This window comes from Halobacteriovorax sp. JY17 (genome assembly GCF_002753895.1).
Classification (GTDB): Bacteria; Bdellovibrionota; Bacteriovoracia; order Bacteriovoracales; family Bacteriovoracaceae; genus Halobacteriovorax.
This window is the reverse complement of record NZ_NJER01000003.1, coordinates 380,973-395,284: the sequence shown is the minus strand read 5'-3', so window position 1 is coordinate 395,284 and position 14,312 is coordinate 380,973. Positions and strand designations below refer to the sequence as shown.

General features: G+C 35.4%; 11 protein-coding genes. 7 read left to right on the top strand and 4 right to left on the bottom strand.

Translation table 11 applies throughout. The features are described from left to right. The first annotated feature begins 151 nt into the window (after nucleotides 1–151). Nucleotides 152–679 carry a hypothetical protein gene (locus tag CES88_RS14280; RefSeq protein WP_290735772.1) on the top strand — a complete coding sequence of 176 codons (528 nt, stop codon included), beginning with the start codon at nucleotides 152–154 and terminating at the stop codon, nucleotides 677–679. An 8-nt stretch (nucleotides 680–687) separates the two neighbouring features. Here CES88_RS14280 and CES88_RS14275 read toward each other — a convergent pair whose 3' ends face one another. After that, a complete protein-coding gene (locus CES88_RS14275) occupies nucleotides 688–3,252 on the bottom strand; it encodes a pitrilysin family protein (protein WP_290735769.1) in 2,565 nt (854 codons plus the stop codon). Between the two features lie 71 nt (nucleotides 3,253–3,323). Here CES88_RS14275 and CES88_RS14270 point away from each other — a divergent pair, with 71 nt between their 5' ends. After that, entirely contained in the window at nucleotides 3,324–4,445 is a 1,122-nt protein-coding gene (locus CES88_RS14270) for a coproporphyrinogen-III oxidase family protein (RefSeq protein WP_290735766.1), read from the top strand. Here CES88_RS14270 and CES88_RS14265 read toward each other — a convergent pair. Continuing rightward, complete coding sequence (locus CES88_RS14265) at nucleotides 4,437–5,408, bottom strand: hypothetical protein (protein WP_290735764.1); 972 nt, start codon at nucleotides 5,406–5,408, stop codon at nucleotides 4,437–4,439. The two genes, CES88_RS14270 and CES88_RS14265, sit on opposite strands and share 9 nt — an antisense overlap. 221 nt (nucleotides 5,409–5,629) lie before the next feature. Between CES88_RS14265 and CES88_RS14260 the strand changes: the two genes are divergently transcribed. From CES88_RS14260 to dnaJ, 3 genes are all read left to right on the top strand, one after another. Next, nucleotides 5,630–6,205 (top strand): nucleotide exchange factor GrpE, encoded by a 576-nt coding sequence (locus CES88_RS14260; RefSeq protein WP_290735761.1) that lies wholly within the window; start codon nucleotides 5,630–5,632, stop codon nucleotides 6,203–6,205. A 25-nt stretch (nucleotides 6,206–6,230) separates the two neighbouring features. Beyond that, on the top strand, nucleotides 6,231–8,153 hold the full coding sequence (gene dnaK / locus CES88_RS14255; protein WP_290735758.1) for a molecular chaperone DnaK: 1,923 nt from the start codon (nucleotides 6,231–6,233) through the stop codon (nucleotides 8,151–8,153). Between the two features lie 84 nt (nucleotides 8,154–8,237). Then, nucleotides 8,238–9,380 (top strand): molecular chaperone DnaJ, encoded by a 1,143-nt coding sequence (gene dnaJ, locus CES88_RS14250; protein WP_290735755.1) that lies wholly within the window; start codon nucleotides 8,238–8,240, stop codon nucleotides 9,378–9,380. Between the two features lie 36 nt (nucleotides 9,381–9,416). Here dnaJ and CES88_RS14245 read toward each other — a convergent pair whose 3' ends face one another. Continuing rightward, nucleotides 9,417–10,118, bottom strand: a complete 702-nt coding sequence (locus CES88_RS14245; RefSeq protein ID WP_290735752.1) for a hypothetical protein — start codon at nucleotides 10,116–10,118, stop codon at nucleotides 9,417–9,419. A 162-nt stretch (nucleotides 10,119–10,280) separates the two neighbouring features. Here CES88_RS14245 and CES88_RS14240 point away from each other — a divergent pair, with 162 nt between their 5' ends. Beyond that, nucleotides 10,281–12,260 carry an ABC transporter substrate-binding protein gene (locus tag CES88_RS14240; RefSeq protein ID WP_290735749.1) on the top strand — a complete coding sequence of 660 codons (1,980 nt, stop codon included), beginning with the start codon at nucleotides 10,281–10,283 and terminating at the stop codon, nucleotides 12,258–12,260. On the opposite strand, the gene CES88_RS14235 is transcribed toward CES88_RS14240, so the two are convergent. Then, complete coding sequence (locus CES88_RS14235) at nucleotides 12,250–13,209, bottom strand: glycosyltransferase family 2 protein (RefSeq protein ID WP_290735747.1); 960 nt, start codon at nucleotides 13,207–13,209, stop codon at nucleotides 12,250–12,252. The genes CES88_RS14240 and CES88_RS14235 overlap by 11 nt on opposite strands. A 42-nt stretch (nucleotides 13,210–13,251) precedes the next feature. On the opposite strand from CES88_RS14235, the gene CES88_RS14230 reads away from it, so the two are divergent. Then, a complete protein-coding gene (locus CES88_RS14230; RefSeq protein WP_290735744.1) occupies nucleotides 13,252–14,274 on the top strand; it encodes a hypothetical protein in 1,023 nt (340 codons plus the stop codon). Nucleotides 14,275–14,312 lie beyond the last annotated feature (38 nt).

The following is a 14,312-nucleotide window of genomic DNA, read 5'->3' as shown; positions in this document are numbered from 1 at the left end:
AAATTTGGCACTTTTGCACACTTTGCATTTTCTAAGTAATGGAAAAAAATGCAGAATTCCTTCTGTAGGGGCAGTGTGTTACAATTTTAATAGGTTAGTAAGTTGTCGGAAGACTTCTATCTAACTAATTGAAACTTCGTAAGGAGAATTGATGTCAGCAAGCTTACCTAATAATCTCATACTTGAAACGAGCCTACAGAGCTATTTCTTCGATCAATTGCTTCAATTAAATCAAAAGTATTCAACACCTCTTTCTAAAGAAGATATTTTCTATTCAAGCCTTGTTATGGACAAGTTTGGTGTGGCCCAAGAATTCTTTGAAGAGAAGGGAGGGAGGACATCGGAGAAAATTCTTGGGATTAAATTAATGGAATCGACTCATCTTTCTCGGAAGATGAGAATTAGGGAATTGAAAGATGTGGGAGATACAGCACTCTTCGTTTGCGGTTTCTTTTCAGATTCATTAAATAAGAAAATTGTTGATGTCAGCTATTATAGAAGTATTGGGCAGGCAGCCTATTCAAAATTAAATAATCTTGTTCCCTCTTTCTATGACGTAGATTCTTTTTACAATGAGTTCTCAAAGAAGTTTTCTAATGTGACTTTATTAATGGAACTTCTTTCAAAAGAGTATTCAAGCAATAATAAAGAAGACGATCTTATTTGGATCGCCTCCTAAAAAGGATATTAAGCGTCTTCTCTTCCTACAATAATTGTATTCCACTTTCTTTTGAATACTTTCTTAATTTCATTTTGAAATTCTTCGTAAGTAATTTTACCGATGTCGATATTTCCTTCATGATACCAATCAAGCCCTAGGCCTTGAAGCGTTGGAACAGAGTAGATATTGGCGTAGTCTTCATTAGTTTGAACATTTAAAAGAGATTGTCCTTCAATCATTTTCTTTATTCTATTGAAGTCTTTCTTCGATAGGCCTTTATCTCTTAGGTTATTTAAAATTTCTTTAATCGCTTTAATCGCAGGCTTTACCTTGTCATGACCAGAGGCCATATAGATTCCCCAGTAACCAGCTTCAAGAGCGGTAAAATGGATAGGTTGAGCAGAGTAGCAGAGACCTTGCCTATCCCTCACTTCAACAAATAATTCACTTGATTGCCCTGATAGGTGAGTTGCGATCATTTTTAAAACAATATTTTCTTTCTTTCCAAGTTTTGCGCTTGGGATAAAGTGAAATATCTGTGTTTGTTCTCTATCAAATTTTATAAAATGCTTCTTTCCAACTTCTGGTCTCACTTCTTTTGTCACAAATTTATTCTTTGATCTCTTTTCAAGCTCTTTGGTTTCTTTATTAACCATATTCATGACCTCTTCAAGAGAAAGGTCTCCACAGTAACTAATAAGAATTTCTTTATTCTTTAAGTTTTCGTTGTGAAGATTAATTAAATCTTCTCTCTTTAGCTTGTTTATATTTTCAACGGAACCGAGAATATTCAAACTATAAGGATGACCTTTGAAGGCATACTCATTAACTTTTCCAAAACAATGTCTAATTGGATCTTCTTCTTGATTTTCAATATGTCTTAAAGTCATTTCTTTTTCATGATCAATAAACTTCTGCTCAAAGTTTGGCTTAGTTAGAGTTGAAAAGAAGTCCTGAAAAAGTCCAGGAGCATTTTCAGTGAGTCCATGCATCGTGATTCCGTAAGCATTTTTTCCTGTAAACCCCGATATGTGAGCCGATTTATTTTCAAGCTCTTCTTTTAGTTCATCGTAGAATTTTTCTTTATGACCCTTGGAGATTGTCCCACTTAAGAGATGGTAGATCCCGTTATTCTTCTTTGTCTCTTCTGTTAATCCACCTTTTAAGTATGTATGTAGTACAAAAGTTGGATTGAGAGGATTATGTCTATAAAGTAGAGAAATACCTTTCTTTAGTTCTATGACTCTTACTTGAGGATCAAATTTAGAAGTTATTCCTCTTTCTTTAACATTTGTATCCTTTGCAAGATCTTTTAGCTTTGAAGTATTTTCTTGAAACTCTTTTAGAATTTTTTGAGTCTTTTCTAAGTCCGTCTTTTGAGGAACTTGGAGCGAAATGTGAATAGGTCTCGAAAATATTTCTTTAAAAGTCTGATTTACTTCTGTGATAGAAGTACTTTTAATTCTATTGATGAAATCTTCTTCACAGTTAATATTTCCCGCTTGAGCGAAGCCGTGCCCTAGAGAGAAGGCATAAGATTCAAGAGATTCTTTTTCATAAATCTTTGAAGCTACATATTGGTTTTGGATTTTCGTTATTTCATCTTTCTTTAGACCTTGTTTAACTAGATCTTTGAAAATAAGTTCTAATCTCTTTAACGCTTTCTTTAAATTCTTGTGGGGAAGACTTACTCTTAAAAAGTGAACACCACCTTTGGACATGAACATGGTTGAGCTTGAAGCTCCATTAGAAAGAGTTCCATCGAGTACTAATTTTCTATGAAGTCTTGAAGTTTCACCGTGCCCTAGAGTACTAAGTGCCAAGTCTTCTGCCGCAGCGTTTGAGTCAGCGTAAGCTGGGCCTTGAATTGTTAGTGTTAGTTGTGACATTCTCACATCTTTTTTGTGAACACTTATTGTTGGTTTATTTTTTAATTTAAATTTTGGAAATACTGAAGAATCACCCTTCGGTAGTTTATACTTCTCAATTGCTTTAATTATTTTCGCTTTCTCTTTGAGATCTCCGGAAACAACAAGTAGGGCATTATTTAAATTGTAGTGCTTCTTTCTAAAGTCCTGGAGTTGCTCTCTATTAAACTTAAGGATCGTTTTCTCTGTTCCAAGAATTGGGTGAGAGTACCCACCAGTAAAGCTACTGCCTTGAATTTTTTGAAATGAGAATTGGTTTGGGTTATCTTGTGAGCGTCTATATTCCTCAAAGACAACACCAATTTCTGGATTAAAATCTTCTTTTTTAAACATTGGGTTTGCAACCATATCGAGAAGAATGTCAGTTGTTGGAATAATTTTTGAGTTTGGAGAGTTAATGTAATAGCAGGTATAATCAAACGAAGTGAAGGCATTTACTTCACCACCAAATGATTCAACCTCGTGAGCAATAGCTGCGCCTGGCCTTGTTTTTGTTCCCTTAAAGAACATATGCTCAAGAAAGTGAGCGATACCCTCGTCTTTCTTCGCCTCTAGGGCCGATCCTGCTTTAAACCAAATTTGGACACTGGAGCTCGTTGATCCTGGAAAGTCGATAAAGAGTGTTTCAAGCCCATTTTTTAGTGTCATTTGATCATGTTGCATATATATCCTATTTTGATTATTTTAAACTCATTCTATTATAGATTAAGGCAGCTTTTTTTTAAGGTAAAAAATTGAAAATTCACCATGTAGACTCACTTTACATTCATTTTCCTTTTTGTCGACACTTATGTAACTACTGTGATTTCTATAAGAATATCCCAAAAAACAAAGATGTTGAGTATGAAGTATTTGAAAGATCTTTATTAGAGGGCTATTCGGAGCTTTTGAAATTATTTTCCAAAAATAATTCTGAAATAAATCTTTTAAATACGCTCTATTTAGGGGGGGGGACACCTTCTCTTTGGGATAAGAGAGGCGCTGAATTTTTGAAAAATTTTCTTCTTGAAAGAAATATTAAATTGAGCCCTAGGGCAGAATTTACTCTAGAAGTTAATCCCGGAGCATGGACTGATGAAGGACTCTCTGCTTGGCAGAATACTGGAGTAAATCGTTACTCTCTAGGCATTCAATCTTTAAACGCAAACTTTTTGAAAATTATCGATCGTGTTCATAGTATTGATGACGTATTTGATACATTGAAATTCTTTTCAGGTAATAAGCTTCACTTCTCAGTTGATTTTATGTTGGGACTTCCATTTTCTGAAAAATATAATAGAGATATCATCGCTGAGCTTTCTGAAATTTTAAAATTTAATCCAGAACATATTAGTCTCTATATTCTAACAACAAAGGCCGGATACATTCATAAGAATGATCTCCCTAATGAAGAATATATTGAAAAAGAATACTTAGAAGTTGCTCACTTTCTTGAATCTCACGGCTTTGACCACTACGAGGTTTCAAATTTTGCAAAGAGTGGTAAAGAGTCTAAGCATAACTTAATGTATTGGAGAAGCGAGTCTGTAGCGGCACTTGGAGCTTCTGCAACAGGATTTCTAAAGGAATCAGGCATTAGATATAAATGGAAAGTTTCTAAAGGAGAATTTTCTGAAGAAGTCTTAAGTGCTGATGAGCTGAAGCTAGAAGAAGTCTATATGGGGCTTCGTATAAATCAACTCTATGATCTCGCCTTGATTACTAATGATTCTGTTAAGCTCGTTAAATTACTAGATGAGTGGGAAGCTTTAGGATACTTAAAGGAGAGAGTGGAAACAAGAGTGAGTTTAAATTCAAAAGGATTTCTCTTACTCGATTCACTAATGAATGATCTCTTTAAATATGGATTAATATGAAACTTTTCGAAGACTCTCTAGCAGTGCCTGAAAGTGAGATTTTCTATCAAAGGTCCAACTCTTTTTGTAATTAAGTTGTGGAAGTATTGAAACTTTTCTCACACCACTGGTATTGGTAACACTATTTAAATGGTCAACACCCGACTCTGTCACTTGGTAAGTATCGTCTAGAAGTGCACTTTGAAGTGGAACGACTCCATCGTTTCTTCCTATCTTTATCTGGGTATAATCCCTAAAGAGTTCAAGAGGAGTATCCCATCCAAAAGTATCTTCTTTAAAAGAACCATAGTTTATGACGGGAATTTCTCTTATAATTCTTTGGTAATCGTTCTTTAATACGCTATTTCTTTCTTTTGAATTCTTGGTCGTGAGACTTAAGAATCCATCTTCTGAACCTCCAAGAAAGTTAAATAACCATTTCCCTATTTTCTTTGTCACAAAGTTGCCTGCGAAAGCATCAGCGACAGGAGATCCTCTAAAGGGAGTTTGAACGGTTATAACTCCTGTTATTTTTTTTAAGAGGTCAGGCCTACTTGAGAGTGCTGCAAAAGTATCTAATCCGCCTTTGCTGTGAGTGAAGATGATGACATTACTAGGTAAGCTTTCTATAACTTCTATGATAAAATCTTTATTCTCTGTAGGTGAAGATTCGGATTCAATGTCTAGAATTTCATATTTAAGGCCTTCTTCGATTAGCCAGTCTTCATGATCATTGAAAATTTCACCCAAGAAGTAATCTACTTTGATTTTCTGATTGGAGTCTGAGCGAAATGATTCTGATAGTACTCCTGGAATCAAGAGAATAGTCTGGGACCTTAAGTAACTTAAAAGTAGGTCCTTATTGAAGGATTGGCTCTGAATTTGAGTTTTAGAAAGAAGATATTCCTTAGATATATCAATTCCACCAGCAAGTGTATTACAGGAGAAAAGTATGAATAGAAGAATCGTCTTTATTTTCGACACTGGTCAAGTTCCTAACAATGATGTTTTCGTAATTTAAGATACTTAGGGTTTATCTAGCTCTTAGTTACCTTTATATATTCAATGTATGTGCCAACTATAAGGCTCTGTAATCACTAAGTATTTATAAAGAGAAATATTTTTATTTTTTCTAACATTGACACTGGGCCTACAGCTCCCATCTTATGTGGGAGAAATTAAAACGCTTTAGGAGCAGAGAAAAAATGACTACGGAAAATACAGAGAATTTAGAAACTAAAGTTGAAGAGAGCGCACCAGTTTCGGAAGAAATGGAAAATGATAATGTTGAGACTTTGGAAACAAAAGATAAGAAGGAAGAGTTAACTGAAGAAGAGAAAGCTCAAGCTGAACAAGAAGATTTCAAAGCAAAGTTTTATTACTTAGCTGCAGAAATGGAAAATCTTAAAAAAAGACAAGCTAGAGAAACTGATAATCTTCTTAAATACGGTAATGAGAAAATCTTATCTTCTCTTTTGGATGTTTTAGATAATTTAGATAGAACATTAATGGCAATTTCTAATGATGAAGATGAGAAAGTTAAAAATATTTACATTGGTGTAGATATGGTTAAGAAACAATTCTCTGATGTCTTATTGGGAAATGGTTTAACAGAAGTAGAATCTGTTGGGAAAATCTTTGATCCTAATTTTCATGAAGCAATGGCTCAGCAGCCGGCAGAAGGAAAGAAAGACGATGAAATTATCTCAGAGTTTCAAAAAGGTTATATTTTAAATGGTCGTCTTATAAGAGCGGCAAAAGTAGTAATAACAAAGAACTAATATATATTTAATTAAGGAGATTACCATGGGTAAAATTATTGGAATTGATTTAGGAACTACAAACTCTTGTGTTTCAGTTCTTGAAAACGGAAAGTATAAAATTATTGCAAATGCAGAAGGGCATAATACAACTCCTTCAGTGATTGGTTTTGCAAATAACGGTGACACTCTTGTAGGTCAAGTTGCAAAGAGACAAGCGGTTACAAACCCAACTAAAACTTTATATGGAATTAAAAGACTTATTGGTCGTAAGGCCGATACTCCTGAAGCGAAGAAATTTGCTAGCGTTGCTCCATTTGAAATTTTTGCAAATAAAAATGGTGATGCTTGGGTAAAAGTTGACGGTAAAGAAATGTCTCCACAAGAAATTTCAGCAATCGTTCTTCAAAAACTTAAGAAAGCAGCAGAAGACTATCTAGGTGAATCAGTTTCTGAAGCAGTTATTACAGTACCTGCTTACTTTAATGATGCTCAAAGACAAGCAACAAAAGACGCAGGTAAAATTGCAGGTCTTGAAGTTAAGAGAATTATCAACGAGCCAACGGCTGCGGCACTTGCTTACGGTCTTGATTCAAAAGTAGATAAGAATATCGCTGTATTTGACCTTGGTGGTGGTACATTTGATATCTCTATCCTTGAAATTACTACTGATGGTGTTTTCGAAGTTAAGGCAACTAACGGTGATACATTCCTAGGTGGAGAGAACTTTGATGAAGATATCATCAACTTTCTAGCTGAAGAATTTAATAAGACAGAAGGAATAGACCTTAGAAAAGATCAGATGGCACTTCAAAGACTTAAAGAAGCTGCTGAGAAAGCAAAGCATGAGCTTTCAAATGTAAATAGTACTGATGTAAATCTACCATTTATTACTGCTGATGCTTCAGGGCCAAAACATTTAAACATCAATCTTTCTAGAGCAAAATTTGAATCTCTAATTGCTAAAGATTTAGAAGCCCTTGCAAGACCATGTTTAACTTGTCTTGAAGACTCTGGTCTAGATAAGAACGAAATCCATGAGGTAATTCTTGTTGGTGGTTCTACTAGAATGCCAGCTGTTCAAGAGAGAGTTAGAGAAATCTTTGGTAAAGATGCTTCAAAAGGTGTTAACCCGGATGAAGTTGTTGCAGCAGGTGCAGCTATTCAAGGTGGTGTCCTAGCTGGTGATGTTAAGGATGTTCTTCTTTTAGATGTTACTCCTCTATCTCTTGGTATTGAAACTCTTGGTGGTGTTACAACTAAAATTATCGAAAAGAACACAACTATTCCTGTGAAGAAATCACAAGTATTCTCAACAGCTCAAGATAATCAACCAGCAGTTTCTATTCACGTGCTTCAAGGTGAAAGAGAGTTTGCTAATGATAATAAAACTCTTGGTAGATTTGATCTTTCAGGAATTGCTCCAGCTCCAAGAGGTGTTCCTCAAGTTGAAGTTATTTTTGATATTGATGCTAACGGTATTGTTAACGTATCTGCAGTTGATAAAGCGACAGGTAATAAACAAGAAGTTAAAATCACTGCCGGTTCAGGACTTTCTGAAGAAGAAATCGAAAGAATGGTTAAAGAAGCGGAAGCGAATAAGGATTCAGATGCTAAGAGAAGAGAAATTGTAGATACTAGAAATGGTTTAGACGCTTTAATCCTTAGTAGCGAAAAAATGATTAAAGATGGTGGAGATAAAATAGCTGAAGGTGATAAGAAAGAACTTGAAGCTGCAATCGAAGCTGCGAAAGGAAAACTACAATCAGAAGTTCTTGATGAGTTAAAGGCTGAGCAAGAAAGACTTCAGAATGCTTCTCATAAAATTGCAGAGCAAATGTATCAGCAGCCAGGTGCTGAAGGTCAGCCGGGACCAGATATGGGAGCGGGACAACCAGGTGCAGAAGCTGGAGCTCAAGCGAAGAAAGACGACGATGATGTTGTTGATGCAGACTTTAAAGAAGTTTAAGTCTATATAAAGAATTTTAATAAAGATGCAGAGGTGTTCGGTGAGTAAAATCATCCAACACCTCTTCCTCATATAAGGAAGATTATGAGTAAGAGAGATTATTACGAAACTCTTGGGGTAGAGAAGGGCGCTAGTAAGGACGAAATCAAAAAAGCCTACAGAAAAAAAGCGATGAAGTATCACCCTGATCGAAATCCTGACAACGCAGAGGCTGAAGCAAAGTTCAAAGAGGCTTCAGAAGCCGCAGAAGTTCTTTTAGATGATAATAAGAAATCTCGTTATGATCAATTTGGTCATGCTGGAGTTGATGGTCAAGGCGGTGGTTTTGGCGGAGGAGGCTTCGGTGGAGGTGGAGGTGGATTTGGTGACTTCGGAGATCTTGGAGATATCTTTGGTGATATTTTCGGAGGAGGAGGAGGAAGAGGTAGAGGCGGACGTAGACGTTCTGCCGCTCGACCAGGAAATGACCTGCAAATGTCTCTAGAAGTAGATTTTTCTGAAGCTGCTTTTGGTTGCGAGAAAAATATTAGCCTAACAAGACTTGCTGAGTGTGGGACTTGTAATGGAACCGGTGGTAAAGACGGCTCTCAGCCTGTTAACTGCGATATGTGCGGTGGAATGGGTGAAGTGAGAAGGCAACAAGGCTTTTTCACAGTCTCTCAGACATGTCCAAAGTGTTCTGGTGCAGGTCAAACAGTTAGTGATCCATGCGGAACTTGTCATGGAGATGGAAGAACAAGAAAGAAGACTGAACTTGAGGTAAAAGTTCCTGGTGGAATTGACCATGGGCAAAGACTCAAGCTTACTGGAGAAGGCGATGCTGGATCTAAGGGCGGACCGTCCGGTGATTTATATGTTGTAATTGACATTAAAGAACATGACCTCTTTGAAAGAGATGGCTTTGATGTTCATTGCACGATTCCAGTTTCATTTTCTCAGGCAGCACTTGGGGCCGAGGTAGAAGTTCCAACTCTCAATGGAAAAGTTTCAGTAAAAGTTCCAACAGGAACTCAATCTGGAAAGAAGATGAGACTTAAAGGAAAAGGAATTCAACGCCTTGGTGGTTATGGAAATGGTGATCAGATCATGCATATTCATGTTGAAACACCACAAAAGCTAACTAAAGAGCAGGAAGAATTATTTCAGCAATTAGCAAGTTTTGATAGCGACTCTTCTCATCCAATGAGTAATGGATTCTTTGATAAAGTAAAAAATTTATTTCAATAATAATAAGGCCTCGTTAGAGGCTTTATTTTTTTCAACTTAATTAATTTCAGGATACCAGCAGCCAGGACGCTTCAGTCCTAAAATACCATTTAAAGAAGTATCTAGACGGCATTGAGAGCTAGGATAATATGTTGGTGAGTAATCAAGTAGAGTAGCTAGTTCAGTAGCAGGTGTTTCAAAATGAACCACATCACCTAGTGTCTTGTAAAAGAAAATATCACTTTCAAGGGCGGTAAGTGCTCTAAGGCAAAAGCTAAAGTCTTCACTATTAGAACAAAATTCTAAATTAAATGGAGTCTCTGTTGAAGTCGAGCTAGCTTCAAGATAATTAAAGACTATAGGTAGGCAGATCTTTGTTGCAAAGTAGTCTGCTTGACCTTCCATTGAAGAACCTGAAGACTTATATGGAGGGCCACCAATTCCATGACCCAGCTCGTGGCAGGCTGTAATTGCGAGCCCATCAAGAGTCATTTCTTCTAATCGAGCAAATCCACCAAAGATAAATATATTGTGAGTATTATCTAATCTTGAATAAGAGGCGTGAGCAACGTCTAGGTTCCACCAGTAATTATCTGGAAGATTAGTTGTTAGGTTTATAGTAAGTTTATGATCGCTGCTTGGTCTTAAAATAAGAAATGATTTGTGAATAGCAACTTTTAAGAGGTTGAATTCTTCGAGAGTAACCGTTGAAAAGCTATTAGATGAGTAAAGTAGTATTAGGAAAATAAGTTTTTTCATCTGACTTTCTTACACAACTTAGAATAACTTAGTAAGAATTCGAGTATTTTTTACTTAAACTTAGTGTTTTAACAATATGTGTCGCTTAAAACAGCCTAGCCCTTTCTTTTTGCATATCGTACAATTGTTTTCTACTTTTAACGGACTAAAAGAGAATTCACTATGAAAAAATTCATTTCGACAATAATATTACTCGCCCTTTGCTCATGTTCGGGAATCTCCTTACTTTCTGGAAGCGATCCAAGTGATCTTTATACAGAGAAATTTATGACATTTATTAATGCCGTAAAAGAGGATTATAAAAAGGGGCAGTCTGAAATTGCTCTAAAGAAACTTCAGGCTTATCAAACAGAAACACTTCTTCCAACTGAGAAGGCCTTGAGGCGAAACCTCATTGGTGTTATTAACTTCGGTGAGAAGAACTACGAGCAGGGGATCTATAACTTTGAAATGGCCCTTTCATCTTCTAGATTAGATAAGAATTTAACGGCACAGATTCATCTAAATCTAGCTAGTTCATATTATAAAATGGGTTATCTTGATAAGGCCTTCTCAACTCTTTCGATTACTGAATTTAAAAACCTAGAAGCTGCAGAAAGTAAGAAGTATCATAAGTTAAATTATAATTTAGCGAATGAGTTAGATAAGCCATCTAATGCGATGAGATCTATTATTTGGTATCTCTCTCCAATTGATACGTTAAGTGGATTAAAGTCCGAAGTTATGTATGAAAAGCTGATGGGATCATTCTTTCAGTTAGAAGAAAATCAAAAGAAGAGAATTTTACAAGAATTTGAAGATGAGCCTTTTCTTGTTGTGGGATACCTTGGATATCTGGAAGCAGAAAAGCTCTACTACAAAGGTAAGAAAGATGAAGCCAAGGATTTACTTGGATGGGTAGAGGATCGCTATAAAAACTTTCAAGAAGTTTCTCTTTTAATCGCAAATTTTCAATTTAGATTAGATAACTTTACAAAAATGAATCCTCATTCAATTGGAGTCATTTTACCAAATAGTGGTGATAAAGTTGAGTTTGGTAAAAGAGCACTCATTGGAATTGATAATGGTATTAGAGAGCTAAATAATAAATTTGAAGGAAAGCCTCCATTTGAAATTTTCGTTAAAGATAGTGAAGGAAGTGGAGTTGTAGGAGCTTATAGGGTTAAAGAGCTGGTTGAAAAAAATTATGTTTCTGTCATAATTGGTGGGTTATTTTCTTCAGAAGCAACAAAGGAATACTTAGAGGCGAGAAAGCATGGTGTATTCTTTATTTCTCTTTCGCAGATCTATCTTCCAAAAGAAGAAAAGAATCACCTTCTTCTAGAGATTCCAGGTTCTGTAGAGTCGTTGATTGATAACCTCTTCTCTGAAAAAATGCTTGCTCACTTTGGAAAGAAGGCCGCTGTTATTTATCCAGATTCTGAAAGAGGACGTGCTTATGTTGATGAGTTTTGGAGGAAAGCGAGAATTCATCAAGTTAAAGTTACTGATGTAAAAACTTACGACAAGAATAAAACGGATCATAGAGAAACAATTCAAAAGCTCTTAGGTCTTAAGTATAAGAGGGAGAGAGAAGAAGAGCTTGCCATAATGGAAGACATTCACTCCTTAGAAAAGAATCATTCAACGAGAAGAATTCAAAACCTAAAACCAATTATTGATTTTGATTGGGTCTTTATGCCAGCGTTTCCAAATGAAGCACTACAGATCATTCCATCATTCACTTACTTTGATGCTTTTAATTTAAATATTATCGGAGGGCCTAGTTGGAGATCTCAGGCCTTAAGTAGAGAGAGTTATAAATTAGGATCACTCTACTTTGTCGGAGATGATTTTAGTATTAAAGATAAGACATTTGTTAATAGCTTTATCGACCGCTATAAAATTAAACCTAGACTCATTGAAATGCGTGCCTATGATGCTTTCAAAGTGATTAGCAGTGTTCTCTCTGATAATTCTCCAGGAACGAGAGATGAATTAGAAATGCTTATTCGAAATAAAGAAAACTTCTCAGGAATTACTGGAACATGGGTTCTAAATGATGGAGTTTGGCTTAAGAAAATGGTTCCTCTAAAACTTAGAAGAGGAAAAATTGAGCAAGTTACTTTAGAAGTAAAGGCCGACGCCAAGACTACTTTGTAGTTCTTGGGGGAGATATAAATCCTATCCCATAACTTATGTTAATCAATCCCTGAATAATCAAGACATGTAGAAGGAGACTCATCTTCTTATGTCTTGAGCATATCTTTAAACTAAAGAATATCAGAGTTAGTAGGTATAGAGCTACTGGGACTAAATTTATTAAGCTAGGTCTAAGTGATACATAGATTAAATATAAGAACGCAAAGCTTGGTGCTAGGTAAATCATTTGAAATGTTTTAGGAAAAATTAGAAATGACTTTGCTCTAAAGTTTGCACTCTTCATCACCGTAAGAATCATATAAATTAAATTATTCTTTCTCTTATGATGAACATAGAATTGCCCATAATAATGTGCAATCTTTCCCTCTCTTAATACCTTATTAAGTAGAACATTTTCTTCATTTCGAAAGAATCTCGAATCAAATGAGTTGCCCTCTTTTTGAAAGATAGAAGTTTTCATCCAAAGATTACAAAGAATGTAGTCTTGCTCAGTTGCTGAAGATTTAAACTCTGTTGAGACAGTATGTCTCTTTCGTGAGTGGGCCGTTGCTAAAGGAGACGTTAGTGCGAGTGATATGGCCTGTTCGAATTTGTCTTCATTTGGGTAAGAAGTATCAGGACCTCCAAAAATATCGAGAGACTTCATTGTGATATTGTCTTCGGCCATTTTGAAGTAGTTTTCACAAGGAATAATATCGTCATCTAGAAAGCAAATCCAAGGTGTCTCTACAAGCTTGATGAGCTCATTTCTTACTTCCCCGGGTGTTATCTTTGGAAATGATTTACAAGTGACCTGAGAAATACTTTGTAAATATTGAGTAGACTTACTATCGCTTCCATTAATTCCCACATAAATAGGAGTTTGGGGAGATTGCTTTCTAATTTCAGAAATACACTTCTGAAGTAGTTCAGTTCTCTCATAAGTTACAATTATAATTGAATATGCCATAATAAACTTTTGCTAAATATTGTTTTGTCTTATTATAAACATATGTTAACTAAATTTCGTAATAAATTTAATTTTTATGGGCTAGCCGTCTGTGTTGAAAGTGATAGCTCTGAAATTCAGTTAAAGCTTGAGAAAGACTTCTCTCACTTCAAAGTAAACCTTGAAAAAGAAGATCCATTTCTTAAAATCTATATCCATAATCTGAGAGCTCCTCTTAATAAAATTCCTAATGTTAAACCAGTATTTGATAGAAAATATTCTACGACATTTGATGAGGGGAGTGTTCGCTATAATAATTATCGTGGCAAAGCGCTTACAATAATGAATTACGAACAGGAAGAAGTAGAGATTTATTCAGAAGATTTAAATCTCCTTCATGAACTTACGTATCTGATTATACTTTCCCGTATTGGAAAGAGAATGGATCTAGAGAGATTGCATAGGGTTCATGCAATGGCATTTCGTTTAGGTAGGGTTGACTCTATTTTTATGATGAATATGGGCGGAGGTAAGAGCACTCTCTTATCACATCTTTTGAACTACAAAGAAGTAGAACTTATTTCTGATGATATTCCTATTATTGGGAAAGATGGGAGAGTAAGACCTTTTCCCTTAAGGCTTGGCGCTTATCCAGAAATTATTAAAGAAATAATAAATCCAAATGAAAATATCTACAAAATGGTGAGGCAGGAGTATGGAACAAAGAAATTGATCTCAGTTGAAGGAATAGTAAATAAGATTGCGAGTGATAATCCAAATGAGATCCAAATCTTTTTCCAGGGAAAGAGAATTAAAGGGCCAAAGTGCAGGATCTATAGGGCGAATATCTTTCAAAAAGTTTATTACCTTATTTTCAATATGGTTATTGGATTTGGACTCCCAATGATTTTTGAATATTTCTGGGAAACAGGAATAAGAGATTTCTTTCGAAAAACAAAGATTGCAATTTATAGAGTGATTGCGATGTTCAAAGTAATATTAGTAAGTGAGTTTTATATTTTTGAAACTGGGGAAAATCCAGAATATAATGGAAAGTTTCTTTATGAATTTTTAAAAGAAAAGTAAGGCTTTATAGGCCCTACTTTTTACCAGCTTCGATTCTT